The organism is Microbacterium sp. MYb64 (genome assembly GCF_002979495.1).
Classification (GTDB): domain Bacteria; phylum Actinomycetota; class Actinomycetes; order Actinomycetales; family Microbacteriaceae; genus Microbacterium; species Microbacterium azadirachtae_A.
On record NZ_PCOW01000002.1, the window covers coordinates 200,240 to 226,158 of the forward strand.

22 protein-coding genes, 1 pseudogene and 1 riboswitch are annotated in these 25,919 nt (G+C 70.1%); of the genes and pseudogenes, 11 read left to right on the forward strand and 12 right to left on the reverse strand.

What is annotated here, in order from left to right; translation table 11 throughout:
* Nucleotides 1-57: 57 nt before the first annotated feature.
* The gene (locus tag CQ044_RS03080; RefSeq protein ID WP_219844906.1) at nt 58-552 is read left to right on the forward strand and encodes a carboxymuconolactone decarboxylase family protein; all 495 of its coding nucleotides are present in this window, start codon (nt 58-60) and stop codon (nt 550-552) included.
* A 33-nt stretch (nt 553-585) separates the two neighbouring features.
* Here the strand turns inward: CQ044_RS03080 and CQ044_RS03085 are convergent, their stop codons facing one another.
* Nucleotides 586-1,818 carry an MFS transporter gene (locus CQ044_RS03085; RefSeq protein ID WP_374954846.1) on the reverse strand — a complete coding sequence of 411 codons (1,233 nt, stop codon included), beginning with the start codon at nt 1,816-1,818 and terminating at the stop codon, nt 586-588.
* 216 nt (nt 1,819-2,034) lie between these two features.
* Here CQ044_RS03085 and rpsO point away from each other — a divergent pair, with 216 nt between their 5' ends.
* On the forward strand, nt 2,035-2,304 hold the full coding sequence (gene rpsO / locus CQ044_RS03090) for a 30S ribosomal protein S15 (RefSeq protein WP_018187174.1): 270 nt from the start codon (nt 2,035-2,037) through the stop codon (nt 2,302-2,304).
* Between the two features lie 341 nt (nt 2,305-2,645).
* On the opposite strand, the gene CQ044_RS03095 is transcribed toward rpsO, so the two are convergent.
* The 7 genes from CQ044_RS03095 to CQ044_RS03125 all read right to left on the reverse strand — a co-directional run bounded on the left by CQ044_RS03095 (nt 2,646) and on the right by CQ044_RS03125 (nt 10,992).
* On the reverse strand, nt 2,646-3,890 hold the full coding sequence (locus tag CQ044_RS03095) for an MFS transporter (RefSeq protein ID WP_181158164.1): 1,245 nt from the start codon (nt 3,888-3,890) through the stop codon (nt 2,646-2,648).
* Nucleotides 3,874-5,085 (reverse strand): amidohydrolase family protein, encoded by a 1,212-nt coding sequence (locus tag CQ044_RS03100; protein ID WP_105686756.1) that lies wholly within the window; start codon nt 5,083-5,085, stop codon nt 3,874-3,876. Before CQ044_RS03100 ends, CQ044_RS03095 begins: the two co-directional genes overlap by 17 nt.
* The gene (locus CQ044_RS03105) at nt 5,072-6,097 is read right to left on the reverse strand and encodes an ABC transporter ATP-binding protein (protein WP_105686757.1); all 1,026 of its coding nucleotides are present in this window, start codon (nt 6,095-6,097) and stop codon (nt 5,072-5,074) included. Before CQ044_RS03105 ends, CQ044_RS03100 begins: the two co-directional genes overlap by 14 nt.
* Entirely contained in the window at nt 6,094-7,110 is a 1,017-nt protein-coding gene (locus CQ044_RS03110) for an ABC transporter ATP-binding protein (protein WP_105686759.1), read from the reverse strand. The genes CQ044_RS03105 and CQ044_RS03110 overlap by 4 nt, the downstream gene beginning before the upstream one ends.
* Nucleotides 7,110-8,111, reverse strand: coding sequence for an ABC transporter permease (locus tag CQ044_RS03115; protein WP_045273810.1), 1,002 nt, complete (start codon nt 8,109-8,111; stop codon nt 7,110-7,112). Before CQ044_RS03115 ends, CQ044_RS03110 begins: the two co-directional genes overlap by 1 nt.
* Before the next feature lie 62 nt (nt 8,112-8,173).
* A complete protein-coding gene (locus CQ044_RS03120; protein WP_105686760.1) occupies nt 8,174-9,898 on the reverse strand; it encodes an ABC transporter substrate-binding protein in 1,725 nt (574 codons plus the stop codon).
* Nucleotides 9,899-9,984: 86 nt separating this feature from the next.
* Complete coding sequence (locus CQ044_RS03125) at nt 9,985-10,992, reverse strand: ABC transporter permease (protein ID WP_258133142.1); 1,008 nt, start codon at nt 10,990-10,992, stop codon at nt 9,985-9,987.
* 169 nt (nt 10,993-11,161) lie between these two features.
* On the opposite strand from CQ044_RS03125, the gene CQ044_RS03130 reads away from it, so the two are divergent.
* Both CQ044_RS03130 and CQ044_RS03135 read left to right on the forward strand, forming a co-directional pair.
* Entirely contained in the window at nt 11,162-12,652 is a 1,491-nt protein-coding gene (locus CQ044_RS03130; protein WP_105686763.1) for a chlorohydrolase family protein, read from the forward strand.
* Nucleotides 12,636-13,301: a GntR family transcriptional regulator gene (locus tag CQ044_RS03135; RefSeq protein ID WP_181158165.1), complete on the forward strand. Its 666-nt coding sequence runs from the start codon at nt 12,636-12,638 to the stop codon at nt 13,299-13,301. The genes CQ044_RS03130 and CQ044_RS03135 overlap by 17 nt, the downstream gene beginning before the upstream one ends.
* Before the next feature lie 12 nt (nt 13,302-13,313).
* Here the strand turns inward: CQ044_RS03135 and CQ044_RS03140 are convergent, their stop codons facing one another.
* Nucleotides 13,314-14,318: an isopenicillin N synthase family oxygenase gene (locus CQ044_RS03140; protein ID WP_105686766.1), complete on the reverse strand. Its 1,005-nt coding sequence runs from the start codon at nt 14,316-14,318 to the stop codon at nt 13,314-13,316.
* A 165-nt stretch (nt 14,319-14,483) separates the two neighbouring features.
* Between CQ044_RS03140 and efeU the strand changes: the two genes are divergently transcribed.
* The 6 genes from efeU to CQ044_RS03170 all read left to right on the forward strand — a co-directional run bounded on the left by efeU (nt 14,484) and on the right by CQ044_RS03170 (nt 21,549).
* Complete coding sequence (efeU, locus tag CQ044_RS03145) at nt 14,484-15,470, forward strand: iron uptake transporter permease EfeU (RefSeq protein WP_105686768.1); 987 nt, start codon at nt 14,484-14,486, stop codon at nt 15,468-15,470.
* Nucleotides 15,467-16,699 carry an iron uptake system protein EfeO gene (gene efeO, locus CQ044_RS03150; RefSeq protein WP_105686769.1) on the forward strand — a complete coding sequence of 411 codons (1,233 nt, stop codon included), beginning with the start codon at nt 15,467-15,469 and terminating at the stop codon, nt 16,697-16,699. The genes efeU and efeO overlap by 4 nt, the downstream gene beginning before the upstream one ends.
* Before the next feature lies 1 nt (nt 16,700).
* Nucleotides 16,701-18,059: an iron uptake transporter deferrochelatase/peroxidase subunit gene (efeB, locus tag CQ044_RS03155; RefSeq protein ID WP_105686770.1), complete on the forward strand. Its 1,359-nt coding sequence runs from the start codon at nt 16,701-16,703 to the stop codon at nt 18,057-18,059.
* 193 nt (nt 18,060-18,252) lie between these two features.
* Nucleotides 18,253-19,485 (forward strand): LLM class flavin-dependent oxidoreductase, encoded by a 1,233-nt coding sequence (locus CQ044_RS03160; RefSeq protein WP_105686993.1) that lies wholly within the window; start codon nt 18,253-18,255, stop codon nt 19,483-19,485.
* 1 nt (nt 19,486) lies between these two features.
* Entirely contained in the window at nt 19,487-20,131 is a 645-nt protein-coding gene (locus CQ044_RS03165; protein WP_105686772.1) for an FMN reductase, read from the forward strand.
* Between the two features lie 65 nt (nt 20,132-20,196).
* The gene (locus CQ044_RS03170) at nt 20,197-21,549 is read left to right on the forward strand and encodes an FAD-binding oxidoreductase (protein WP_105686774.1); all 1,353 of its coding nucleotides are present in this window, start codon (nt 20,197-20,199) and stop codon (nt 21,547-21,549) included.
* Nucleotides 21,550-21,610: 61 nt separating this feature from the next.
* On the opposite strand, the pseudogene CQ044_RS03175 reads toward CQ044_RS03170, so the two are convergent.
* The 3 genes and pseudogenes from CQ044_RS03175 to CQ044_RS03185 form a co-directional block, all read right to left on the reverse strand.
* Nucleotides 21,611-22,051: pseudogene (locus tag CQ044_RS03175) on the reverse strand (6,7-dimethyl-8-ribityllumazine synthase); the annotation flags it as partial.
* Nucleotides 22,052-22,058: 7 nt separating this feature from the next.
* Nucleotides 22,059-22,204: riboswitch (FMN riboswitch) on the reverse strand.
* Nucleotides 22,205-22,263: 59 nt separating this feature from the next.
* On the reverse strand, nt 22,264-22,956 hold the full coding sequence (locus CQ044_RS03180; protein ID WP_105686777.1) for a response regulator: 693 nt from the start codon (nt 22,954-22,956) through the stop codon (nt 22,264-22,266).
* The gene (locus CQ044_RS03185) at nt 22,953-24,248 is read right to left on the reverse strand and encodes an ATP-binding protein (protein ID WP_105686995.1); all 1,296 of its coding nucleotides are present in this window, start codon (nt 24,246-24,248) and stop codon (nt 22,953-22,955) included. Before CQ044_RS03185 ends, CQ044_RS03180 begins: the two co-directional genes overlap by 4 nt.
* Nucleotides 24,249-24,427: 179 nt before the next feature.
* Here CQ044_RS03185 and CQ044_RS03190 point away from each other — a divergent pair, with 179 nt between their 5' ends.
* Nucleotides 24,428-25,882 (forward strand): cation:dicarboxylate symporter family transporter, encoded by a 1,455-nt coding sequence (locus CQ044_RS03190; protein WP_105686778.1) that lies wholly within the window; start codon nt 24,428-24,430, stop codon nt 25,880-25,882.
* Nucleotides 25,883-25,919 lie beyond the last annotated feature (37 nt).

Genomic DNA, 25,919 nt, shown 5'->3' on the forward strand with positions numbered 1-25,919 from the left:
ATCAGAGTGACCGTCCGGATCGGGCGGCTTCTGACAAGAGAACGGGAAGAGTCTGACATGACCATCGACCAGACCATCGACACCACGGCCGCCGTCGCGATCAAGGCGCGCATGCCGCACCCCGCGTTCCTGCTCGAGGGCGGCTTCGACGCGATCGCCGCGCTGAGCGGTGTGGCGGCCTCGACCGATCTGCCTCAGGAGCTGCTGCACATGGTTCACCTGCGGGCCAGCCAGATCAACGGCTGCAGCTGGTGCACGATCGAGCACTCCAAGGAGATGCGCGCGGACGGGGCGGGCGACGAGCGGGTGTTCGGCGTGGCGGCCTGGCGCGAAGCCCCGTTCTTCACCCCGAGGGAGCGGGCCGCGCTCGCGCTCACCGAGGCGCTCACCCGCATCGCGGACACGGTCGATCCGGTGTCCGACGAGCTGTGGGACGAGGTATCGGCGCAGTTCGATCGGCGCCAGCTGTCCGCCCTGATCCTGGCGATCAGCGCGATCAACGTGTGGAACCGCATCAACGTCGCGATCCGCCAGCCGGCAGGGCAGCGCTGACGTCCGCCGGGATCCGCGGCCCTCGACAGCGGGTCAGGGCTGCGGATCCTCGGCGTCGTACGCGCGGAACCGCGGGCTGAGCCGGACGAACAGCGCGACGACGCCGATCACGAGCAGCCCGCCCAGGAGCGGCGGGAACCACAGGGCGGTGAGCGAGGCCAGCGCCCCGGCGTACAGGGCGCCGAGACGCGGTCCGCCCGCGACCACGATGATGAACACGCCCTGCAGGCGGCCGCGCATCGTGTCGGGGACCGCGGCCTGCATCATGGTGTTGCGATAGATGGAGCTGACGTTGTCCGCCGCGCCCGAGAACGCCAGGGCGACGCAGGCGAGCGCGATCAGCAGCACGTTCGGAGAGGATGCGGTGGCGTGTCCTGCGGGGAGCAGCGCGCCGACGAGCAGGACGACGCCGAACAGTGCGATCGTCGCGCCGTACGCCTGCACAGCCCTGGCGATGCCGCGGCCGTGCCAGCGGTAGTGCACGATGCGCCCGGAGAACAGGCTCGACAGGAACGTCCCGACCGCGACCGCCGCGGTCAGCAGGCCCGTGGTCACCGCACCGCCGCCCAGGATCACGGTGCCCAGTGCGGGGAAGAGCGCGAGGGGCTGGCCGAACGTCATGGCGCAAATGTCGAGGACGTACTGCATCCGGATGTTGCCGGCGCGTCGCAGGAAGCGCAAGCCGTCGACGAGGGAGGCGAGCCCCGGGCGCACGATCTCGCCCTCGGGCAGCAGCTTCGGCAGCGTCCAGAGCCCCAGGAACATCGACAGCATGAGGATCACGTCGATCGTGTAGGTCCAGCCGTAGCCGGTGAGCGCCACGAGGAGTCCGGCGAGCGCGGGGCCGGCCATGACCGTCATGCCGAAGGCCACGCCGTTCAGCGCGGAGGCGGGGGCGAGCATGTCGCGGGAGAGCAGTCGAGGGATGATCGCGGTGCGCGTGGCCATCCCGACCGAGTTCGCGGCGGCGATGATCATGCTCAGGGCGTAGAGCCACCAGATGGTCTCCGCGTGCGCCCAGGTGAGGGTGGCGAGCAGCGCGGTCGCGGCGAACGTGATGACCGCGGCGATGAGCGCGACCCGCCGGCGGTCGAAGGCGTCGGCGAGCATCCCTCCGTAGAGGCCTGCGAGGATCATCGGCACGAGCCCCGCGACGGCGATCATGGAGACGGCGAAGGTGCTCTGCGTGAGCGCGAACACGTGCAGCATGACGGTCACGATCGTGAGTTGCCCGCCGATGCCGCTGAGGGTGGATCCGATCCACATCCGGGCGAACGCCGGGCTCTGCCGGAACGGGCTCAGATCGATCAGATGACTCACTCGTCGAGCGTATCGGCGCTCCGAGGGCCGTGGATCCGACTCGGCGCGCCGGGCTGCCCTGTGCTGATAGACTTGGGCGGTTGCCGTTCGATCGGCCGCGGATAAAGAGAGCCCACGCATTCGGCGTCGGGCACCGCGCAGCAAAGAGGAAGGGGATCACCTATGGCACTGGAAGCAGACGTCAAGAAGGCGATCATCGAAGAGTACGCGACGCACCCCGGTGACACCGGATCCCCCGAGGTGCAGGTTGCAATGCTGACGCAGCGCATCAAGGACCTCACCGAGCACCTCAAGGAGCACAAGCACGACCACCACTCGCGTCGTGGCCTGTTCCTGCTCGTCGGTCAGCGCCGTCGTCTGCTCGGCTACCTCCAGGACGTCGACATCAACCGTTACCGGTCGTTGATCGAGCGTCTCGGACTGCGCCGCTAAGCAGCCAGCGCACAATCGCGCAGAACATTCTTGCGAGGCCCGTCCCACGGTGTGGGGCGGGCCTCGACCTTTGTCCGGGGGCGCTGCGCTGCGTCCGCGCCCGCCAGCGTCGAGTGCACGGGATCCTGCCGAACGCACGGCCTGATCGCGTCGAGGGTCCGTCCGCTCGGCAGGATCCTGTGCCGTCGTCGGATCCAGCTCCGTAGGAGGCGGGAATCCGCGCGAGAAACCAGAATCCGCGTGAGGCAACACGTCAGGCACGGTGTTTCATGCAGGAAGTGGTGTCTCACGGGCGCAACCGGTCGCGGGCGCGCCCGGCGCGGGCCGCGCGCGGCCCGGCGTCAGCTCCGGATCAGCGACACCGGATGGCGGCGGATCACGAGCGTCACGGACACCGCGAGCAGCACCGCGCAGAGGGCCATGATCAGCAGGCTCGCGGTCCAGGTGCTGCTCATGTCGTGCACGATCCCGAGGAGCAGGCTGCCGCCACCGGCGACGGCGTAGCCGACGCCCTGCGCGATCGCGGAGAGGATCCCGGCGGAGGCCTCGTCCGCGGACAGGCTCACGAGCAGCCCCATGGCGAGCCCGAATCCCGCGTTCTGGGCGATGCCGAGCACGGACACCACCACGGGGTCGTGGCCGCCGTCGAGGGCGAGCCAGGCGAACCCGGCCGCCATGACGATCCCGAGTCCCGGACCGAACCAGGTCAGGATCCGGCGGCGGCGCGCGATGATCGGTGCGAGCAGCGTGGGGACGAGGCCGATCACGCTGAACCACCCGAGCAGGCCTCCCGCAGCCGCGCGCGTCTCACCGTGCGAGGACAGGATCAGCGGAAGCCAGGTGGTCACGGCGAAGTAGAGCAGCGCCTGCAGGGCGAACACCGTCGTCATGAGCGCCACCGTGCTCCGGGAGCCCGCCGGCAGCGCGATCGGAGCCCTGGACGGAGCGGTGGGAGCCGCGCCGCGGCCGGCGGCCAGCATCGCGAGCGCGGCCAGCATCGCGAGCGCCGCCCACGCGGCCAGCGCCGGACGGAGGCCGAGCGCCTCGTCGAGCGGCACCGCCAGGCTCGCGCCGAGCGCGGCACCGATTCCGAACGACATGCTGCTGAGCCCCACCCAGAGTCCGCTCGCGCCGAGCGCCTTGAGGTAGGGCGGCAGCAGGGTCGCCGCGACCATGATCGCCGCGCCCGCGAGGAACGTTCCGGGCAGCAGCATCCAGCCGTTCAGGACGCGCAGCAGGAGACCTGCCGCGAGCACCGCCATCGCGACGAGGATCGCGCGGGTCGTGCCGATGCGCCGCGCCAGGAGAGGGCCGAGCATCGCCGTGAGCCCGAACGCGATCACCGGAAGCGTCGCGAGGAGGCTGCGCCCGACGCCGCCGAGGCCGAACTCGCTCGTCGCCTGATCCAGCAGTGCGGAGACCGAGGTGATCGCGGGGCGCAGATTGACGCCGACCAGGAGCGCGGCCCCGAGCGCGAGGGCTCGGGCGGCGCTCCCGGTCGGCGCGAGCCGGGCACGGTCCGCCGTGCGTCCGGCCGGGACGGCGCCGCCGGCAGCGCCATCCCCCCGATCAGTGCGCGAGGACACGAAGCCCATCGGCGACGACGCGCCCGTCATGGAGGACGGTGCGGTCCGTGCCGCGGTCCATCACGGCGCTGGTCGGTGTCTCGCCGTCCACGAGCAGCAGATCGGCCCGGTCGCCGACCGCGGTGCCGGGACGATCCTGCACGCCGGTCAGGCGCGGGGACGAGTGCGACATGATGCTGGCGCCGCCCATGGTCGCGATGGCCAGGCACATCTCGATGTGCTCGTCCCTGCGGAAGTTGTTCGTGAACGCCAGCTGCCAGGTGCGATCCAGCAGGTCGCAGTTGCCGTAGGGGCTCCAGTAGTCGCGCTGGCCGTCCTCGCCGAGGCCGAAGCGCACGCCGGAGGAGACGAGGTCGACGAGCGAGAGCTGGTTGCGGGCTGCCGGGGCGACGCTCGCCATGGCGATGTCGAGTTCGGCGAACTCGTCGATCAGCCGGCGGCTGGTGGCCTCGTTCACCCCGCCCAGCTCATAGGCGTGCGACATCGTGACCTTGCCCTGCATCCCGAGGGCGCGCACCCGCTCGAGGACGAGCTCGGTGCTGAAGACGCCGAGGTTGCCGGGCTCGTGCAGGTGGATGTCGATCTCGACCTGGTACTTCTCGGCGAGGCCGAACACGATGTCGAGGTGCTTGACGGGATCGCGGTCCAGCTGCGAGGGGTCGATGCCGCCCATCACGTCGGCGCCCTGCTTGAGCGACTCCTCGAGGTAGTCGACCGTGCCCTCTTCCAGGAGGATGCCCGCCTGCGGGAAGGTCATGATCTGCACCTCGGCCCGACCTGCGAACTTCTCCTTCGCGGCCATCACCGAGTCGAACTTCTCGAGCTTGCAGTCCACGTCGACCTGCGCGTACGAGCGTACCCTCGTGGTCCCGCGTGCGATCATCCGCTCCAGCGTGCCGGCGACGATGTCGGCGTGCGGCACATCGGTGCTGCGCCAGTTGCGGCGGTCGTTCATCATCATTCCCCACACGCCGGGGGAGCCGGTGTGCTCGCGGAACGGCAGGCCGATGCGCGAGGAGTCCAGGTGCACGTGCACGTCGCTGAACGACGGCAGCAGCAGCCGGCCCCGACCCTCCACATCCCCGGCCCCGAGCGGGACGGACTCGTCGTGCGGGCGGATGGCGGCGATGCGCCCTTCCTCGATGACGACATCGGATGCGGGACCGCCCCAGGGGCGGACGTCACGAATCAGCAAGGATCTTCCTCTCTTCGGGGGTGCGCGCCGCGAACGCGGCGGCCTCGGCCGGATGGTGGCAGGCGACCGCACCGGACGGCACGTGCTCCACGCACATCTTCTTCTTCTCTTCGTCCAGCAGCGCGAACACAGGGCAGCGCGTTCGGAACACGCAGCCGCTCGGCGGGTTGGACGGATGCGGCAGATCGCCGGTCAGCCGGATCCGCCCGCTGCGATCCGCGTGCGGATCAGGGGAGGGCACCGACGACAGCAGCGACTGCGTGTAGGGATGCCGGGGGGCGTCGAAGACCTCGTCCCTGGTGCCCAGCTCCATGACCTTGCCGAGGTACATCACGGCCACGTCGTGCGCGAAGTGCTTGACCACCGAGAGGTCGTGCGCGATGAAGACGTAGGAGATGCCCGTGTCGGCCTGGATGTCCTGCAGCAGGTTGATCACCTGCGCCTGCACCGAGACGTCGAGCGCCGAGACGGGTTCGTCGCAGATCACCACCTCGGGTTCCAGAGCCAGCGCCCTGGCGATGCCGACGCGCTGCTTCTGGCCGCCGGAGAACTCGTGGGGGAAGCGGTTGTAGTGCTCCGGGCGAAGTCCCACGCGGTCCATGAGGGATTGCACGCGGGGCTTCATCCCCTCCTTCGGGGCGATGCCCTGGGCGCGCAGGGGCGCGGCGATCGCGGCCCCCACGGTCTGTCGCGGGTTGAGCGACGAGGCGGGGTTCTGGAACACCATCTGCACGCGGCGGCGGAAGTCCTGCAGCTCGGATCCGGCGAGCCCCGCGACGTCGGCGCCGTCCAGGCGGATGCTGCCCGACGTCGGCGTGAGCAGGCTCATGAGCAGCCGGCCGGTCGTCGACTTCCCGCAGCCCGACTCGCCCACGAGACCCAGGGTCTTGCCGCGCTCGAGCGTGAACGACACGCCGTCGACCGCCTTGACGATGCTCTTCGGCTTGAACATGCCCTGGGAGACGGGGAAGTGCTTGGCGAGCCCTTCGACCTGCAGCAGGGGTGCGTTCATCGCGCGGCCTCCATCGTGATCGACTCGGACGCGCCGAGGTCCTCGGACAGATGGCACCGGGATCGGTGCGATCCCGCGCCGTGCAGCACAGGCCGCTCGGTGCGGCAGCGGTTCTCCGGCACGAGGTGCGCCACGGGGCAGCGGTCGGCGAACAGGCAGCCCTGCGGCAGATCCAGCAGCGACGGCGGGAAGCCGGGGATCGGGGTGAGCCGGCCTGCCTCGTCCGCCATGGACGGCATCGATGCCAGCAGGCCCTTCGTGTACGGGTGCGCGGTGCGCAGGAAGGCGTCCTCCATCTCGGCCTGCTCGACGCACTGTCCGCCGTACATGACGACGACCCGCTGGCAGACCTCGGCGACGACGCCGAGGTCGTGCGTCACGTACACGACGGCGGATCCGGTCTCCTGCTGCAGGGACGAGATCAGGTCGAGGATCTGCGCCTGCACCGTGACGTCGAGCGCGGTCGTCGGCTCGTCGGCGATGAGCAGTTCCGGCTCGCAGATCAGCGCCATCGCGATCATCGCGCGCTGGCGCATTCCGCCGGAGAACTCGTGCGGGTGGGCGTCGTAGCGGGACACCGGATCCGGGATCCCCACGCGCGCCAGCATGTCGATCGCCTGCGCCTTGGCGGCCTTCGCGCTCACCCTGTTGTGCACCCGGTACGCCTCGGCGATCTGCGTGCCGACGGTGTAGTACGGATGCATCGCGGAGAGCGGATCCTGGAAGATCATGCCGATCTTGCGCCCGCGGTACGGCCGCATCTCATTCTCGGTGAGCGGCACGAGGTCCGTCCCCTCGAACAGGATCTGGCCGGTGACCCGGGCGCTCGAGCCCTTGAGCAGGCCCATCAGGGTCTGGCTGGTGACGGTCTTCCCGGATCCGGACTCGCCGACGATGCCGATCGTGTCGCCGCGCTCGAGGCGCAGATCCATGCCGTTCACCGCGTGCACGACGCCGTCGTCGGTGGGGAAGTCGACCCGCAGGTCGCGGATGTCGAGGAACGGGGTGGCCATCAGCTGACCCTCACTCTCGGGTCGATGCCGGCGTAGGCGAGGTCGACGACGACGTTCGCGGTGATGATGAAGAACGCGGCGAGCATGGTGATCGCCATGGTGACCGGCAGATCTCCGGCGACGGCGGCGTGCACGGCCGTGAAGCCGAGGCCGGGGACGGAGAAGATCTGCTCGGTGAGCACGGCGCCGCCGAGCAGGGCGCCGATGTCGAGGCCCAGCATGGTCACGATCGGGGTGATTCCGGCGCGCACGCCGTGCCGGAACACGATCTCGCGGCGACCGAGGCCCTTGGCCCTGGCGGTGCGCATGAAGTCCTCGCCGAACGTCTCGATCATGTTGTTGCGAGTGATGCGGATGTACTGCGCGCTGAAGAGGACCGCGATCGCCACCCACGGCAGCAGGTAGTTGAGGAACCAGGCGGCGGGGCCGGCGGATCCGAACGGACTACTGATCTGATTGCTCGTGAACGGCAGCCAGTGCAGCGTGCTCACGAAGACCAGCAGGAGCAGCAGTCCGGTCACCGGGATCGGCAGCGAGACGCCGACCGAGGCCGCGCCGACGATGAACTTGTCGGTCGCCCTTCCCTTGCGGAGGGCCGCGAGGAGGCCGAGGCCGACACCGACGATCGTCCACAGCACGACCGCGCCGACGGCGATCGAGAGCGTGTAAGGGAGGGCGCGGGCGAGCACGTCCGTGACGTTCTCGTTGGTCTGGAAGGACTTGCCCAGGCACGGCCAGGCGCAGACCTGCTCGGCCCCTGGCGCGCCGATCATGCGCGGCCCGAAGAAGCCGGACAGGTACGCGAAGTACTGGATGAAGAAGGGCTTGTCCATGCCCAGCGCGACGCGGGCCTGCTCGATGCGCTCCGGCGTGCACTCCTGGCCGCACGCGGCGGCCGCGGGGTCGGACGGACCGATCTGGAAGAGGGCGAACGTGACGAAGCTCACGACGAGGAGGAGGATGACGAGGCCGGCCACCCGGCGGATGAGGAATCCGAACATTGCTGTCCCGTGCGGGGCCGGCCGCGGAGGGCCGGCCCCGTCCTTTCAGGAGTGCGGAGGCGTCAGTTCTTGACGCCGACGGTGGACAGGTCGATGCTTCCGAAGAAGTACCCGACCTGAGCGTTCTGGATCTTGGATCCCACGACGCTCGAGGTGTACGTGCGGAACAGCGGCACGATCGGGTAGGTCTCCATGGCCTTGTTGTAGAGCTCGGTCCACTTCGTGTTGAGCTCTTCGGACGAGCCGTTGGTGTCGCGCAGCTTGTACATCTCACCCGAGATCGTCGGGTCGAAGAAGCGCGAGATGTTGCTGAAGCCGAAGGACGAGCCATCCAGGCTCGGGCCCAGGTTCGGGTCGACCGTCGTGCGGGTGGATCCGGAGGCCGCGCCGCCGCACCAGCCGGCACGGGCGATGTCGGGCATCTGGTCGCCGGCGAGCGTCGTGTAGTAGTTCGGGGCGGGGATCGCGACCATCTGCAGGTCGATGCCGAGCTCCTTGAAGTCCTGCTGCAGCACCGTGCCGAGGTTCTTGTACCGCTCGGTGGCGTTCGAGTAGCCGTAGGTGAGCGTCTTCGGGACGGTCTTGCCCTGCAGCAGCTTCTTCGCCTCGTCCAGCTTCGGCTTGCCGGCCGCGTCGAGGTCGAGCGTCGGCGCGATCCAGCCCACCTGCGCGTCGTTCAGGTACGAGTTGGTGAGCTTGCCGAAGCGGGGGCCGCCGTACTGCACCTGGATCGACGCGCGGTCCATCGCGAGCGCCAGGGCGTGGCGCACGTCGGGGTCGGTGATCGTGGTGGTGTTGAAGTTCAGCACGTCGGTGCAGCCGAGGAGGCCGCCGGCTGTGCGGGGCTTGATGGTCTGGTCGCTGAGGCGTGCCGCGTCCGAGGCCTGCAGCGCGCCGTTCGAGTCCAGCGTGATCGCGGTCGGGTCGGAGTCGCTCAGCAGCTGCTGGCTGATCGTCGCCTGGGCGGTCGAGAGCGAGAACGAGAACGTGTCGGGCAGGGCGGTCCGGTTCTCGTCGGTCTTCGGATCCCAGTTCGGGTTGCGGACCAGCTTGAGCTCCCGCCCGCGGTCGTAGCCGGCGATCATGTAGGGACCGGAGGAGATCGGGTGGTTCGTGTAGTCGAGCTTGGTGTCCTTGGCCTGCGGCACGGGGGCGCTGTTCGAACGCGAGGCCAGGGCCGGGAAGTCGGGGTACGGCTGCTTGAGGTGGAAGATGATCGTCTTCGCGTCGGGGGTCTCCACGGCGGCGAGGTCTCCGCCCGAGTACGGGCCCTTGTACGTGTCGGCGGCGAGGACGGCGTTGAGCTCCTGCGGGGCCTGCGTGTAGACGTCGCGGGCGAAGGTGCGCTCGATGCCGTACTTGATGTCGGCGGACGTGATCGGGGAGCCGTCCTCGTACTTGAGGTCGTCCTTGAGCGTGTACGTCCAGGTGAGGCCGTCCGAGGACGCCTTGCCGAGATCGGTCGCGAGGTCGGGCACGATCTTGGGCGGCTGGCCTGCGGTCTCCTTCGCCATGGTCAGCGTGCGGTAGTAGAGCTGGCCGACGTTGGCGGTCTGGACGTAATTGCTGTTGCCGGGGTCGAGCGTCTGGAAGTCGCTCGACATCAGCACGTTGACGTTGCCGCCCTTGGTGCTGAAACCCTCGTTGACGACGTGCGGCGCGTACGGGTTGTTCGCTCCGGCGCCTGCGGTGGCGGTGCCGCCGGAGGCGGATCCTGCCGAGCAGCCGGTCACGGCGAGCGCGACGGCCACGACGGAGGCGGCGAACAGGGGACGGCTGTGTCTCATGGTTCTTCTCTTCTCGGGATGGGGATGGAAAGGACGGACGGAGGGCGCGGGCGGGCGTGGCCGCGCGCGGGACGTGCGTGCGGGGTTCAGCTGCGCGAGGCCTTGGGATCGAGGGCGTCGCGGACCGCGTCGCCGAGCAGGTTGAAGGCGAGGACCGTGATGACGAGCGCGGTGCCGGGCACGATCAGGAACCAGGGGTCGACGAGGTACCAGTTGCCGGACTGCGCCGCGTTGAGCATCTGCCCCCACGACGGGGTCGGATCCTTGACGCCGACGCCCAGGAAGGAGAGTGCGGCCTCCGCCGAGATGTTGGTCGGGATCATCATGGTTGCGTAGACCAGCACCACGCCCGACACGTTCGGGATCACCTGCGTGAACAGGATCGTCCGCTTGGACGCGCCGTAGGAGCGCGCGGCCTCGATGTACTCCTGCTCGCGGATGCTGAGCACCTGGCCGCGGACGACGCGGGCGAGGTATGCCCAGCCGAAGAAGCCGAGGATGATCACGAGCGATGCGATGGGCACGAAGCTGCCCTGGCCGAGCGCGGTGCCCCGCAGCCGGGACTGCAGGATCGGCGTGAGCGAGAGCACGAGCAGGAGGTGCGGGAACGCCAGGAAGAGGTCGATCAGGCGGCTGATGACCATGTCGACCTTGCCGCCGAAGAAGCCGGCGGCCGCACCCATGATCGTGCCGAGGACGACCGAGACGAGGGTCGCCAGCAGCGCGATCGTGAGCGAGACCTGCGCGCCGTAGGCGAGGCGGGCGAAGAGGTCGCGGCCGAGCCCGGGCTCGAGGCCGAGCCAGTGCCCTGCCGACGGATAGAGGAACTGCGGCAGCGGCAGGCCGGGGGTGTCGAAGTTGTCCAGCGTGTCGGGGCCGGTGTGCGTCGTGAACGGATCCTGCCCTTCGATCGCGGTGAGCAGCGGTGCCAGGATCGCGAAGAGCACGATCGCGATCACCACGGCGAAGGACGCCAGTGCGATGCGGCTGCGTCTGATGCGCAGCCAGGCGGTGCCGAGGAGCGAACGTCCTGTGGCGATCTTCGGGGTGGTGAAGGCCTCGGTGGTCGGGACCGTCGTCAGCGTTTCCGTCACGATCTTCCTTGATGGTCAGGAACGGGGGTTGCTGGAATTGTATACCAGCCTGAGAGGATATGTATACCAAATCCCACTGACTTCCTGAAACTTGTGCGCAGACGTTGTTGCGATGCTCGAGGGTCGATAGGTTTTGGATACCAATCGTCCCGCCTTGAGGAGTGCCCCCGTGCGTACCCTGATCACCGCTGATCACGTCCTTGCCTTCGACGGCACATCGAATACGGAGTTGCGCGACGGCGCCGTGCTGGTGGACGACGACCGCATCGCCTTCGTGGGGCCGCGCGCCGAAGCACCTCAGGACGCCGATCGCACGGTGGAGCTCGGCGAGAGCCTGCTGATGCCGGGGCTGATCGACCTGGACGCGCTCACCGACATCGACCACCTGATCCTCGACTCCTGGTCGGCGCCGGAGCATGCCCGCCGCCTGCAGTGGTCGGCGGACTGGTTCTCCCGCCGGCAGCATGTGTTCAGTGCGGGCCAGCGCCGGCGCATCAGGGAGATCGCGCTCGTGCAGCTCGCCCTGCACGGCATCACGAGCTACATGCCGATCGCCTCCGAAGTGCACTCCGCCTGGGCGGAGTCGGCCGACGACTTCCTCGCCATGGCGGAGTTCTCCCGGTCGCTCGGGCTGCGCGGCTTCCTCGGGCCCTCCTACCGCTCCGGGGTCAACGTCGTGCAGGGCGATGAGCGCGTCGTCCTCTTCGACGAGGCGGAGGGCGAGGCCGGTCTCGCCGACGCGATCCGGTTCCACGACACGCTGCGCGCCTGGGCGGATCCGCTGCTCACCCCCGTGTTCCTGCCCTGCCGCATCGAGACGCTGACCCCTGAGCTCCTCGCGGCCACTGCGGACGCGGCAAGGGAGCGCGGCGCCCTCGTGCGCTTGCACGCGCTGCAGGGGGATTTCGAGCGCGACTGGATCCTGGAGCAGCACGGATGCACACCGCTCGAGCTGATCCGCCGGCAGGGCCTGCTCGATGACCGCCTGATCATCCCGCACGGCGTCTTCCTGGACGTCAACCCTCGCGTGTGGGGCGAGGACAGGGGGGATCTCGCCGCGCTCGTCGAGGCGGGGGTGTCGATCGTCCACTGCCCGCTCACGAATGCGCGCTACGGATCCGAGCTGGAGACGTTCGCCCGCTACCGGGATGCGGGGCTGAACATCTCGCTGGGCACCGACTCGTTCCCGCCGGATCTGATCCGCGGCATCGACACCGGCGTCTCCGTCGCGAAGGTGCAGAACCGTTCGCTCGCGGCCGGAGATCTCGCCGGCTATGTGGAGGCGGCGACCCTCGGCGGAGCACGCGCGCTGCACCGGCCCGATCTCGGGCGCATCGCGGAGGGGGCCGCCGCCGACCTCACGGCGTTCCGCCTCTCGGATGTGCGATTCGGTCCGATCGAGGACCCGCTGCGCAACCTCGTTCTGTCCGGGAGCGCCAGGGACGCGTGCCTTACGATGGTCGCGGGCAGGGTCGTGATGCGCGATGGCGCGATCGACGGGATCGACCTGCGGGCCGTTCGCGAGGATGCGCAGGCCCTGTTCGACATCATGCGCGCCGGCTACGACGAGCGCGATCACCGGGGCGGCGCCGGTGGGTTGTTCCCGCCCGTGTTCCCGCTCGCGGGGGAGAGGAGAGCGGCAGATGGAGACCGGCACTGAATCCGACGGCACCGCCATCGCGCTCGCCGATCGCGTCTACCGTGATCTGCTCCGCGCGATCATCGACGGTGACGTCGCGCCCGGTGCGTGGCTGAAGGAGCGCGAGCTCTCCGAGCGCTTCGCGGTCTCGCGCATCCCGGTGCGCCAGGCGCTCCAGCGGCTGGAGGCCGAGGGGTTCGTGGTGACCTCGCGGCACCGCGGCGCCAACGTCACGCCGCTCACCCGTGCCGACATCCACGACCTCTTCGACACCCGGCTGTGCTTCGAGCCCTTCGCGGCGCAGCGGGCTGCCGAGCGCGTGCACGAGGGCATCGAGACCATCGACCGGCTTCGCGCGCTGCACGAGGACGCGTCGGTCGTCGACGCGGAGGCGGCGCGGGCCGCGAGCCTCGACTTCCACTCCGAGATCGTGCGGCTCAGCGGAAGCCGACTGCTGCTGCGCAGCCTCGGGCCGCTGGTCGGGCGGATGGAGTGGGTGTTCCGGCTCACGCGCGAGACGAGGGACAGCGAGCAGACGGACGAGCATGTCGAGCTCGTCGAATCGATCGCGCACGGCCGCGGCGCGCTCGCCTCCGCGCAGATGTACGCGCACATCGAGATGAGCCGCGAGCCCGTGCTGTCGCAGCTGGACGGTGTGCTCGAGAGCTGAGCCGTCCCTCGCTCAGGCGGAGGCGCCGACCAGGTCCGCGTGGTGGATCGCCGCGACGTCGGGGTGCGCACGCAGGCGCGACTTCAGGGCGTTCTCGCCGTAGAGGGCATGGATGGGGTTCGAGGGATCCTTGGTGACGCCCCGTGCCTGCACCGCCAGATCCGCCGGCAGGTCGATGAGCGGCAGACGCGCGTCGAGGGCGGGGTTGAAGAAGAACGGGATCGAGATCCGCTCGTCCGGCGCCTGCGGGGAGACCACCCGGTGGTTGGTGGCCTTGAGGTAGCCGTCCGTCGCGTACTCGAGCAGCTCGCCGATGTTGACGACGAACGCGCCGTCGACCGGGGGAGCGTCGACCCAGGATCCGTCGCGCTCCACCTGGAGGCCGCCCTTGCCCGGCTCGACCCAGAGCAGGGTCAGCACGCCGGAGTCCTTGTGTGCGCCGACGCCCTGCTGCGGCTCCGGTTCGTGGGTGCCCGGATAGCGGACGATCTTGATCAGGGTCGAGGGGTCGCCGAAGTTCTGCTCGAAGTAGGTCTCCTCGGCGCCGAGTGCGAGCGCCCAGGCGCGCAGCAGCTTGCGGGCGACACCGGAGAGCTGCGCATGCCATTCCGCGACGACCTCGCGCAGCTCGGGCTGGGCGTCGGGCCACAGGTTCGGGCCGATCAGGCGGTTGTAGGCGGCCCCGCCGCCGACGGCCTCGCGCTCCGGCCCGATGTCGATCTGCTCGCGCCAGTCCACGGCGCCCTGCGTGCGCTCGCCGCCGATGCGGGTGTAGCCGCGGAAGTGCGGGCTCTTGACGTTCTCGATCGCGAGCTTGTCGCCCTCGGGCAGCGCGAAGAAGTCCAACGCCGCCTGGTGCAGGCGGCGTTCGAGCTCGGGGGTCACGCCGGTGCCGGTGAGGTAGAAGAATCCGACGTCGTGGGTCGCGGCGCGCAGGTCGTCGCGGAACGCCGCGGCGGCCTCGGGGCCCGCGTCGAGCTGGGACAGGTCAAGGATCGGGAGGTTCAGTTCGGCCATGAGGCGAGGCTAGGACGGGCGCTGCAAGGGTCGGCCGTTTGTTGCCGAGGATTACCGCGGACGGATCCCTCCGCCGAACGTGCGTCCGACGGACGGGAGCGCGGATGCTAGAGTCTTCGAGGTAAGGGATGCCTTACCTCATAACTTCTCCAGGAACAGCTCCTCGTGCTCGCCACTTTCCTCATCGGCCTCCGTGAAGGCCTCGAAGCCGCGCTCGTCGTCGGCATCCTCGTCGCCTACCTGAAGCGGCTCGATCGCAAGGACGTCCTGCCACGGCTGTGGACCGGCGTCGGCGCCGCCATCCTCCTGGCGCTCGCGATCGGCGCCGTGCTGACCTTCGGCGCCTACGCCCTGACCTTCCAGGGGCAGGAGATCATCGGCGGCACGCTCTCGCTCGTCACGGTCGGCATGGTCACCTGGATGATCTTCTGGATGCGCAAGGCCGGACGCACCATGAAGGCCACGCTGCAGGGGGGCGTCGACCGGGCGCTGGAGGCGGGCACCGTCTGGGCGCTCGTGCTGGTCGGCTTCGTCTCGGTGGCCCGCGAGGGCGTCGAGACCACGCTCCTGCTCTGGTCGATGGTGCAGTCCTTCGGCGACGCGCCGTCGGCGATCCTCGGGGCGGCGCTGGGCCTCGTGGTGGCCGTGCTGGCCGGATGGCTGCTCGCCCGGGGCGCCGTCAGGCTCGACCTCTCCCGCTTCTTCACCTGGACGGGCGGCTTCCTCGTGGTCATCGCGGCCGGCGTGCTCGCCTACGCGCTCAGCGACCTGCAGGAGGCCGGCGTCGTGCCTGGACCGTTCACCGCCGCGGCGCCGCTCGACGCCGCCGGTTCCGTGCTGGTCGGCTGGGCCGGCCTGCCCTTCGGGTGGGCGTTCGACGTGACCGCGGTGATCCGCCCCGACAGTGCACTCGCCGTGCTGCTGCAGGCCACCGTCGGATTCATGCCGCGGATGAGCTGGCTCCAGGTGATCGCCTGGGTGCTGTACATCGCGATCGTCGGCACCCTGTTCGTGCGCGGACTGCGCCGCACGACACCGCGCGCGACGCCTTCTTCCTCTGTTCCCGCTTCCTCCGCGACGCCCGTCACGACCGAGTCGGCGGCCACCCGTGCCGCATCGACCGTCTCGCCCTCTCCTGAAGGAGCCTCATGACCATCGCCCGCCGACCGATCGCCGTCCTCGGCGCCGTCGCCGCCCTCGGCCTCGCCCTCACCGGGTGCGTCGCCAAGTCCGACGTCTCCGCAGCCGGACGTCTGACCGTCTCTTCCACGGCCGATGCGTGCAGCGTCTCCGCCGCCACCGCGACCAGCGGCACGCTCGCGTTCGACGTGAACAACAAGGGCGACGAGGTGACCGAGTTCTACCTGCTCGCCGAGGACGGCGTGCGCATCGTCGGCGAGGTCGAGAACGTGGCTCCCGGAGCCTCGCGCACCCTCACCGTCGTGGCGCAGCCGGGCAAGTACTTCACCGTGTGCAAGCCGGGGATGCTCGGCGCCGGGGTCGGCAAGACCTCGTTCGCCGTGAGCGGCGAGAAGGTCGCCGAGACCGGGGGCGACGCGGCGCAGAAGCAGAAGGCCCTCACGCAGTACGCCTCGTACGTCAAGGACCAGGTCGACCAGCTGCTCCCCGCCGCGAAGACCTTCGCCGACGCCTACCGCGGCGGCGACGACGCGGCCGCCAAGGCCCAGTTCTCGACCGTGCGCGCCTACTACGAGCGCATCGAGCCGATCGCGGAGCAGCTGGGAACGCTCGACCCTCGGCTGGACTTCCGCGAGCTCGACGCCAAGGCCGAGGGCATCGACTGGACCGGCTTCCACCGCATCGAGAAGGACCTGTGGGCCCCGGCCGCCGGCGCGATGAACTCCGACGGCACCACTCCGGCGAACCTGGACTGGGCGCCGTCGACGCCCGCCGAGCGCGGCACGTTCGCCGACAAGCTCCTCGCCGATCTGCAGGAGCTGTACGACCACGTCCACTCCGACGCGTTCGTGAAGGATCTCGAGTCCAAGGGCATCGCCGGGATCTCCAACGGATCCATCTCGCTCCTCGACGAGGTCGCCAACGGCAAGATCACGGGCGAGGAGGACTGGTGGTCCGGTACGGATCTCTCCGACTTCGCGGCGAACGTCGAGGGATCCAAGATGGCCTTCTCCGTCGTGCGCGAGTTCGCCGAGAGCAAGGGCGCAGAGGGCAAGAAGCTCGTGGAGCAGATCGATCGCGGATTCTCCGCCCTGGAGGCCGAGCTCGCGGTGCACGGTTCGCTGAAGGACGGCTTCGCGGCGTACTCGACCGTCACCGAGACCCAGAAGCGCGACCTCACCGACCTGCTGAACGCGCTCGCCGAGCCGCTCTCGAAGCTCACCAGCACGATCCTCGGCTGACATGACGGTGCCTGAGTCCGAGGGAGGACCCGACCGGCCCTCCGCGGCGGCGCCGGAAGGGTCGTCGACCGCCGACGCGCGTGCCGCGTCTCCCGAGGGCGCGGTGCCGGAGGGCACGGCATCGCGCACCGGCATCAGCCGGCGCGGCCTGATCGGCTGGGCGCTCGGCAGCGGTGTCGCGGGCATCGCCGTCGGAGCCGGGGGTGCGGCCGCCGTCGCCGCGACCGGGGTGCTGGGCGGATCCGCGCCCGCAGACCAGTACGCCTTCGAAGGCGCCCATCAGGCCGGGATCACCACGCGCGTGCAGGAACACCTGCATTTCGCGAGCTTCGACATGATGCCGCGCGCGAGTCGTGACGACCTCGTCTCGCTCCTGCAGGACTGGAGCTACGCGGCATCGCGGCTCACGAAGGGCCTCGACGTGAGCGCCTCGGGCGCCGTCGGAGGCTCTCCGGAGGCGCCGCCGGACGACACCGGCGAGGCGCAGGGTCTCACCGCAGCGGGTCTCACGATCACTTTCGGGCTCGGCCCGTCGCTCTTCCTCGCGGAAGGTGACCGGTTCGGCATCGCGGACCGACGGCCGTCCGCGCTCGCCGATCTGCCCGGGTTCCTCGGCGACGCCCTGGACGCCGGCTACACGGGCGGCGACCTCTGCATCCAGGCCTGCGCCGACGACCCGCAGGTCGCGGTGCACGCCGTGCGCAACCTCAGCCGGATCGCGTTCGGTCGCGCCAGGCTGCGCTGGTCTCAGCTCGGATTCGGGCGCACCTCGCGCACCGCCGCCGATCAGCAGACCCCGCGCAACCTCTTCGGCTACAAGGACGGCACCGCGAACATCCTCGCCGACGACGCGCAAGCCCTCGACGAGCACGTCTGGGTGGGGGAGAAGGACGAGCCCGCGTGGATGTCCGGCGGGTCGTATCTCGTCGCGCGCAAGATCGCGATGCTCGTCGAGACCTGGGATCGGCTGCGCCTCGCCGAGCAGGATCGCACCATCGGCCGGGTCAAGGGCAGCGGAGCGCCCCTCTCGGGCGGCGGCGAGATGACGGAGCCGGTGTTCTCCGGCTCGGCGATCGACGAGAACTCGCACGTGCGCCTCGCGCACCCGAAGATCAACGACGGCATCCGGATCCTCCGCCGCGGCTACAACTACGTCGACGGCAACAACGAGCTGGGCCGCCTCGACGCCGGCCTGTTCTTCCTCTCCTACCAGCGCTCGCCGGAGCAGTTCGTGACGCTGCAGAAGCGGCTGTCGACCGATCTCATGAGCGAGTACATCAAGCACATCGGATCCGGCATCTGGGCCGTTCCGCCCGGCGCGCGGCAGGGCTCCTACGTCGGCGCGGCGCTGTTCGCCTGACCCGCGGAGCCCGCCTGGGCTCCATCGCGAACGCCCGTCTGCGCCCCAGGCGGGCGTTCCCTCGTCCGCGCGCCCCTGGCCGATGTCGTGGATCCCGGGAATACTCCTGGGAGAAGGATGTTTCATCAGATACATTCAAGTGAATAGAAATCTGAAGGAGACAGCAGTGAGCGAGTCGAGCACCTGGTCGGGCATGCAGTTCGGCCTCATGTCGGTCAGCGACATCACCCGCAACCCGGTCACGGGGGAGACCCCGAGCGAGCGCGAGCGGATCCAGAACACCCTCACGATCGCGAAGCACGCGGAAGAGGTCGGCCTCGACGTCTTCGCGATCGGCGAGCACCACAACCCGCCGTTCTGGTCGTCCAGCCCGACGACGTTCCTCGCCGCGCTCGCCGCGCAGACCGAGCGTCTGATCGTCTCGACCTCCACGACGCTCATCACCACGAACGACCCGGTGAAGATCGCCGAGGACTACGCGATGCTGCAGCATGTGTCCGGCGGGCGCATGGACCTCATGATGGGCCGCGGCAACACCGGCCCCGTGTACCCCTGGTTCGGCAAGGACATCCGTCAGGGCCTGCCGCTCGCGATCGAGAACTACGCGCTCCTGCACGAGCTGTGGACGAACGACGTCGTGGACTGGGAGGGCAAGTTCCGCACCTCGCTGCAGGGCTTCACGTCCACCCCTCGCCCGCTCGACGGCATCGCGCCGTTCGTGTGGCACGGCTCCATCCGCACGCCCGAGATCGCCGAGCAGGCCGCCTACTACGGCGACGGATTCTTCGCGAACAACATCTTCTGGCCGAAGGAGCACTACCAGCGGCTGATCGAGCTGTACCGGCAGCGCTTCGCGCACTACGGCCACGGCACCGCGGAGCAGGCGATCGTCGGGCTCGGCGGCCAGGCGTTCATCCGCCCGAACTCTCAGGACGCGGTGAACGAGTTCCGCCCCTACTTCGACAACGCCCCGGTCTACGGCCACGGCCCGTCGATGGAGGACTTCACGGAGATGACCCCGCTCACGGTGGGATCCCCGCAGCAGGTCATCGACCGCTACGCCGCGATGCGCGACCACTACGGCGACTACCAGCGTCAGCTGTTCCTCATGGACCACGCCGGCCTGCCGCTGAAGACCGTGCTCGAGCAGATCGACCTGCTCGGCGGCGAGGTCGTGCCGGTGCTCCGCAAGGAGCTCGCGCAGAACCGCCCGGAGACCGTGCCGGATGCCCCGACCCACGCAGCCCGTGTCAAGGCCGTGTACGGCGACGGCCCGGCGCGCGAGGCGCGCCCCGGCGCGAACCGCGGAGACAACCTCACCGCGGGCTCGCCCTACCAGGACGGCGGCGCGATTCCGGCCGCCCCGGTCCCTGAGCATGTCGAAGGGTCCTCGTTCGGGACCGCGGCCACGAAGGGGGCGAACTGAGATGGGCGCCCGTCGCATCGCGGTGATCTCCGCAGGGCTCAGCAACCCGTCCTCGACGCGCATGCTCGCCGACCGCCTCGCGGCGGAGACCGCGCGCCGGCTCACCGAGCTCGGCTCCGAGGTCGGCGTCGACGTGATCGAGCTGCGCGACCTCGCGCACGACATCACGAACAACCTGCTCACCGGGTTCGCCCCGCCCGCGCTGGACTCGGCGATCAACACGGTGATCTCGGCCGACGGCCTGATCGCCGTCACGCCGATCTTCTCCACGAGCTACTCCGGCCTGTTCAAGTCGTTCATCGACGTGCTCGACCCGGACGCGCTGGCCGGCAAGCCCGTCCTGATCGGCGCGAACGCCGGAACCGCGCGGCACTCGCTCGCGATCGACTACGCGATCCGCCCGCTGTTCACCTACCTGCACGCAGAGCCCGTCCCCACGGGCGTCTTCGCGGCATCCAGCGACTGGGGGGCGAACGCCGACGAGGTGGCGCCGCTCAGCACGCGGGTCGAGCGCGGAGCGCGGGAGCTCGCCGAGGCCATGGCCCGACGCGAGCCCGCAGCCGACAAGGATCCCTTCCACCCGGGCAACTACCTCGGCGAAGGACGCTCGTTCGGGCACCTGCTGGGCGGTCTCGCAGGGGAATAGGCCTGCACAGGCACAAGGGGCGTGACGTCACCGGGAATGTCCGTGGGGCATCCTAGGGTGGCGTCATGCCCCTTCTCTCTGCATTCGACACTCTCGACCGTGCGCTGGACGGAACCCTTCTGCTCCCCTCCGACGACGGATTCGACGCCGCTCGCCGCCCGTGGAATCTCTCGATCGACCAGCTCCCCGCCGCGGTCGCGGCGCCCGCGGGGCTCGACGATCTTCGTCTGATCCTCGCGGCCGCCCGCGAGGCCGGGACGCCGATCGCCGTGCAGCCGAGCGGCCACGGCGCCTCCGGCGACCTGGCAGGGGCCGTGATCGTCCGGACGGCGGCGTTCGACCGGCTCGACATCGACCTCGCGGCCGGCGTGGTCGTCGTCGGCAGCGGTGTGCGCTGGGGCGCCGTCGTCGACGCGCTCGAAGGCACCGGGTGGGCGGCTCCCGCAGGCACGAGCCCCGTCGTATCGGTCGCGGGGTACACGCTCGGCGGCGGTCACTCCTGGTTCAGCCGCACGGCGGGTCTCGGGTCCGACAACCTGCGCGCCGCGTGGGTGCTGCGACCCGACGGCACGCATGAGCGGATCGACGACGACAGCGACGGTGAGGCGATGTGGGCGCTGCGCGGAGCGGGCGGCGTCGTGGGCGTCGTCACCGCGCTCGAGATCGATCTCGTCCGTGCCCCGGCGCAGTGGGGCGCCTCGCTGACCTTCGACGCGGCCGACTCCGCCGCGGTGATCCGCGCCGTGCGGGATCTCGCCGCTGTCGCGCCGTCGACGCTCAACGTGTTCACGAGCTCCATGCGGATGCCCGACGCGCCGATGCTGCCGGAGGCGATCCGCGGCAAGAGCTACCTGACGGTCCAGGCGCTGTCCTCCGACGGCGCCGCCGAAGCTCTCCTCGACGGGGTGCGGCGCGCCGGCACCGTGCAGCGCGAGACCGCGGGACCGACCTCGCTCGCCGCGCTCGCCGCCGCCTCGGGGGAGCCGACCGATCCGACGCCGGGCCGGGGCGCCTCCGCCGCTCTCGACCGGCTCGACGACGCCATGATCGACGCGCTGGTCGACTTCCGTCAGGCACCTGCCCAGTCGACGATCATCGGAATCGACCTGCGGATGCTGGGCGGAGCACTCGACGCTCCGCGCCGTTCGGGCTTCGCATCCCTTGCGTCGGCGGGCTGGCTCCTGCACGCGCTCGTGCCGAACTTCCCCGGTGCGCCGGCCGAACCCGGCGACGCCAGCATCGCGGGGCTCCGCGAGCTGCTCGCCCCGGTCGCCGCCGAGCGGACGGTCCCGACGTTCCTCACGCCAGGGCAGTCGCTCGAGCAGTGCGCCACGGCGTCCGACATCGACCGGCTGCGTGCGGTGCGCGCGAGCGCCGATCCCGACGGCGTGCTCCACGAAGGACGCCTGCCGCGCTGAGTCCGCCTCGAAGGCGTACTCAGCGCGGCGGACGTGCCGGGGGCAGGGCCTCGCGGGTCGGTCAGCCGATCGCGGCGAGGCTCTGCACCGTGGCCGACACGGCCTCGGCGAGCTCCCGGCCCTTCACGGCGAAGTGACGCCGGAAGTAGTCCTGGTGCTCGTCGTGCTCGTGGAAGTGGTGCGGCGTGAGCACGGCGGAGAACACCGGCACGTCGGTGTCCAGCTGAACGCGCATGAGCGCGTCGACGACGGATCCGGCGACGAAGTCGTGCCGGTAGATCCCGCCGTCCACGACGAGCGCACTCGTCGCGATGGCCGCGTAACGGCCGGTGCGCGCGAGGCGCTGCGCGTGCAGCGGAATCTCGAACGCGCCGGGAACGCGGTACACGTCGACCTGGTCGATGCCGAGCTCGGCGAGACGCTCGATGAAGGCGGAAACGGCCTGCTCGACGATCTCGGCGTGCCACTGCGCGGCGACGATGGCGATTCTGGGCATGGTGGACTGCTCCTTCTGTCCTCTCTCATCCGGACTGTGACCGTCGGCTCCGGAATCGCACCGGATCGGCGGTCCCCACCATGGGGACCGTTCGCGGGCTCGCGCGGACCATGCCGCGACACCGCCGGTGGGGACTTTCACCCCGCCCTGAGGACAGGACGACGCTATCACCGCGCCGCGGGCGGCCCGACCACGGTGCCGCTGCCCGGCTCGGGCCGTCAGCGCGGCGGCGCGGCCGATCCGGCCAGGCGGTAGGCCGTCTCAGGCCGGCCCGGGGTGCCGTAGCGCGGGGCGCGGATCGCGACCTGCTGCGCGACGAGGTGCTCCAGGTAGCGGCGTGCGGTGACCCGGGAGACGCCGACGAGAGGCGCCGCCTCCGCGGCCGAGAGGTCGCCGTGCGCGCGCAGCACCGCCGTCACCACCTGCAGGGTGTCGGCGGCGAGGCCCTTCGGCAGGGCGATGGCGCCGGTCGCAGGCCCCCCGATCAGGGCGTCGATCTCCTCCTGGCTGGCGGCGCCCGCCAGCGCGACCGCGCGTTCGTGGCGGTCGCGGAACTGCATCAGGCGATCGCGGAAGACGGCGAACGGGAACGGCTTGAGCAGGTACTGGGCGACGCCCAAGGCCGACATCCGTCGTACGGCCTCGACGTCGCGCACGCTGGTCACCGCGATCACGTCGATCGCGCTGCCCGCGCCGCGGATGCGCCGCAGCACGTCGATGCCGGAGCCGTCGGGCATGGTGAGATCCAGCAGCACCAGATCGATCCGCTCCGCATCGGCGGTGAGCGCGTTCAGCGCGGCGCGGACGCCGGTGCACTCGCCCACGACCTCGAACCCCTCGAGCCGCGCGATGTACGCCGCATGGAGTTCGAGCGTGAGCGGGTCGTCGTCCACGAGCAGGACGCCGATCATCCGGTGCTCCTCTCCGTCGGGACGCCGGGCAGCGTCACCCGGAACGACGTCGGCGCGGCGGAGAGCTCCACGCTCCCGCCCGCGGCCGCCACGATGTCACGCACGAGGGCGAGTCCCACGCCGCGGCCGGAGCGGTCGCTCGGCTTGGTGGAGAAGCCGTGCTCGAAGATCCGCTCGCGGAGGTTCGAGGGGATTCCGGGGCCGCCGTCCGAGACCGTGATCGCGACAGCTCCACCGCCCGCCGCGGTCACGTCGACCCGCACCCAGCGGTCGCCGCCCGACTCTGCCTGAGGGGCGGCGTCGAGCGCGTTGTCGATGAGGTTCCCCACCACAGCGACCGCATCGACGGGCGTCAGATCCACGCGGGGAGCGGCAGGATCCACGTGCACCTGCCAGCGCACGCCGCGCTCCTTCGCCTGCGAGGCCTTGCCCAGCAGCAGCGCGCCGAGCGTCGGATCCCCGTCGCGCAAAGTCATCTGGTCGATCACGGACTGGCTCTGCAGGGACGATTCGGACAGCAGGGCGATCGCCTCGTCGCGGCGATCGAGCTCCAGCAGCGAAAGCGCGGTGTGCAGGCGGTTGCCGTGCTCGTGCGTCTGCGCGCGCAGCGCCTCCCCGAGGGTGCGCACCGACTCGTAGCCGGCGACGGCCTCGCGCACGTCTCGCGCTTCGAGATCGCCGGTGATGCGCCGCGTCGCGAGTCGCGCGAGCACCGCTCCGATCGCGCCCAGCGCCACGACCGCGAGGGTCAGCAGCACGATCACGGGCAGGCGTCGCAGCAGGGCCCCGGCCAGCGACTCCACGGTCACGCCCGCCGACACCCAGCCGACGATCGCACCGCCGGCGTCGTGGACGGGGGCGATCGTGCGCACCGACGGGCCGAGCGTGCCCGTGTACTGCTCGGTCAGCGTGCGGCCGTCGGCGGGGATCGTACCCAGGTACTTCTCGCCGATGCGTGCGGGATCCGGATGCGTGAGGCGCACGCCGTCACGGTCCATGACGGTGATGAAGTCCAGCCCGGCTCCGGTGCGGACGGACTCGACGTACGCGCGCAGCGCGCCCTCTGCGGAGGGGCGGTCGGTCGCGGTCACGGCGGCTTCGATCGCGGGTGCCGCGGAGAGCGCGTGCGCGATCGCCGCGGTGACATGCTCGGCCTCCTGCCGCGCCGAGGTCTGCGCCTCCCAGGTGAGGAACACCCCGATCGCCGCGCCGATCAGCAGGACGGATGCGATCAGCAGCGCGAACACGCGCGATGCGGCACTGCGCACTCCGCCGCGTCTTTTCGTCGCCATCGCCGATCCGACCTCCTCAGCCAGTATGCGCGAGGTCGTGCCGCGCGCGGCGGCCTGCACCGGATCCGCGCCGGTTTCAATACGACCAGAACTCGCCGCGCGGCGCGGCCGGTCCGCACGATGGTCGACACGGCCCGCCCACTGTGGTGCGGTGTCCGGTTCACTCAGCGGAGGCGACGATGGCTCTCACCGAAGGTTTCACTCTCCCGCGGCACGATTGGCGCCGCGGCAAGAACTCCTGGGACAAGCACACCTGGCTCTATGTGTCCGTGCTCATCGCGGTGGGCCTCGGGATCGCGGTGGGCCTCGTGTTCCCGCAGTTCGCGCAGGGCCTCGAACCCATCGGCAAGGGATTCGTGAGCCTCATCAAGATGATGATCGCGCCGATCATCTTCTGCACGATCGTGATCGGCGTCGGATCCATCGCCAAGGCGGCGACGGTCGGCAAGATCGGCGGACTCGCGCTCCTCTACTTCATGGTGATGTCGACGTTCGCGCTCGCGATCGGCCTGGTCGTGGGCAACATCATCCACCCCGGTGAGGGGCTGCACATGGCGGGCGCGACCTACCAGGCGGCCGCGACCGAGGCGAAGACCACGCAGGACTTCATCCTCGGCATCATCCCGGCCACGTTCTTCGGTGCCTTCACCGGTGAGAGCGTGCTGCAGGTCCTCTTCATCGCGCTGCTCGTCGGGTTCGCGCTGCAGGGCCTGGGGGAGCGCGGTGCCCCCATCATGGGGGCGATCAAGCAGCTGCAGACGCTCGTGTTCCGCGTGCTCGGGATGATCCTGTGGCTCGCGCCGCTCGGCGCATTCGGCGCGATCGCCGCCGTGGTCGGCAAGACGGGCGTCGCCGCGATCTGGAGCCTGGGGATCCTTCTCGGGGCGTTCTACCTCACCTGCATCGTGTTCATCGTCGTGGTGCTCGGCGGAGTGCTGCTGCTCGTGGCCCGCGTGAACATCTTCCAGCTGATGAAGTACCTGGCACGCGAGTACCTGCTGATCGTCGGCACCTCGTCGTCCGAATCCGCGCTGCCCCGGCTGATCGCCAAGATGGAGCATCTGGGGGTGGCGAAGCCCGTGGTGGGCATCACGGTGCCGACGGGATACTCGTTCAACCTCGACGGCACCGCGATCTACCTGACGATGGCGTCGCTCTTCATCGCGACGGGCCTGGGCCAGCCGATGTCGATCCCCGAGCAGATCGGTCTGCTCGTCTTCATGATCATCGCGAGCAAGGGCGCCGCGGGTGTCACCGGCGCCGGGCTCGCGACGCTGGCCGGCGGCCTGCAGGCCTATCGTCCCGACCTCGTGAACGGCGTCGGCGTGATCGTGGGCATCGACCGCTTCATGTCGGAGGGACGCGCGCTGACCAACTTCACCGGCAATGCGGTCGCGACGATCCTCATCGGCACCTGGACGAAGCAGATCGACACGGAGCAGGTGCGTCAGGTGCTCTCCGGTGCGCGTCCGTTCGACGAGTCGACCCTGGACGGCGTGGGGCACGAGGCGCTCCCCGCCGCGCAGAACACGGCCGCGGCGGAGCCGGTCAGCACCGAGACCCTCGGGCGCGCCGCGGTCGAGGAGATGGCCGCGAAGCAGGAGCGGGCCCGCGCTCGCGCCGGCCGCAGCTGATCCGGATCCGCCGTCGGGCCGGAGCGGGAATGCCGAT

Excerpts from the sequence above, each read along its gene's own strand:
- CQ044_RS03080 (WP_219844906.1), top strand. The coding sequence starts at position 58 with ATGACCATCGACCAGACCATCGACACCACGGCCGCCGTCGCGATCAAG.
- CQ044_RS03085 (WP_374954846.1), bottom strand. The coding sequence starts at position 1,818 with ATGTGGATCGGATCCACCCTCAGCGGCATCGGCGGGCAACTCACGATC.
- rpsO (WP_018187174.1), top strand. The coding sequence starts at position 2,035 with ATGGCACTGGAAGCAGACGTCAAGAAGGCGATCATCGAAGAGTACGCG.
- CQ044_RS03105 (WP_105686757.1), bottom strand. The coding sequence starts at position 6,097 with ATGAACGCACCCCTGCTGCAGGTCGAAGGGCTCGCCAAGCACTTCCCC.
- CQ044_RS03110 (WP_105686759.1), bottom strand. The coding sequence starts at position 7,110 with ATGGCCACCCCGTTCCTCGACATCCGCGACCTGCGGGTCGACTTCCCC.
- CQ044_RS03115 (WP_045273810.1), bottom strand. The coding sequence starts at position 8,111 with ATGTTCGGATTCCTCATCCGCCGGGTGGCCGGCCTCGTCATCCTCCTC.
- CQ044_RS03120 (WP_105686760.1), bottom strand. The coding sequence starts at position 9,898 with ATGAGACACAGCCGTCCCCTGTTCGCCGCCTCCGTCGTGGCCGTCGCG.
- CQ044_RS03135 (WP_181158165.1), top strand. The coding sequence starts at position 12,636 with ATGGAGACCGGCACTGAATCCGACGGCACCGCCATCGCGCTCGCCGAT.
- CQ044_RS03140 (WP_105686766.1), bottom strand. The coding sequence starts at position 14,318 with ATGGCCGAACTGAACCTCCCGATCCTTGACCTGTCCCAGCTCGACGCG.
- efeO (WP_105686769.1), top strand. The coding sequence starts at position 15,467 with ATGACCATCGCCCGCCGACCGATCGCCGTCCTCGGCGCCGTCGCCGCC.
- efeB (WP_105686770.1), top strand. The coding sequence starts at position 16,701 with ATGACGGTGCCTGAGTCCGAGGGAGGACCCGACCGGCCCTCCGCGGCG.
- CQ044_RS03160 (WP_105686993.1), top strand. The coding sequence starts at position 18,253 with ATGCAGTTCGGCCTCATGTCGGTCAGCGACATCACCCGCAACCCGGTC.
- CQ044_RS03165 (WP_105686772.1), top strand. The coding sequence starts at position 19,487 with ATGGGCGCCCGTCGCATCGCGGTGATCTCCGCAGGGCTCAGCAACCCG.
- CQ044_RS03170 (WP_105686774.1), top strand. The coding sequence starts at position 20,197 with ATGCCCCTTCTCTCTGCATTCGACACTCTCGACCGTGCGCTGGACGGA.
- CQ044_RS03180 (WP_105686777.1), bottom strand. The coding sequence starts at position 22,956 with ATGATCGGCGTCCTGCTCGTGGACGACGACCCGCTCACGCTCGAACTC.
- CQ044_RS03185 (WP_105686995.1), bottom strand. The coding sequence starts at position 24,248 with ATGGCGACGAAAAGACGCGGCGGAGTGCGCAGTGCCGCATCGCGCGTG.
- CQ044_RS03190 (WP_105686778.1), top strand. The coding sequence starts at position 24,428 with ATGGCTCTCACCGAAGGTTTCACTCTCCCGCGGCACGATTGGCGCCGC.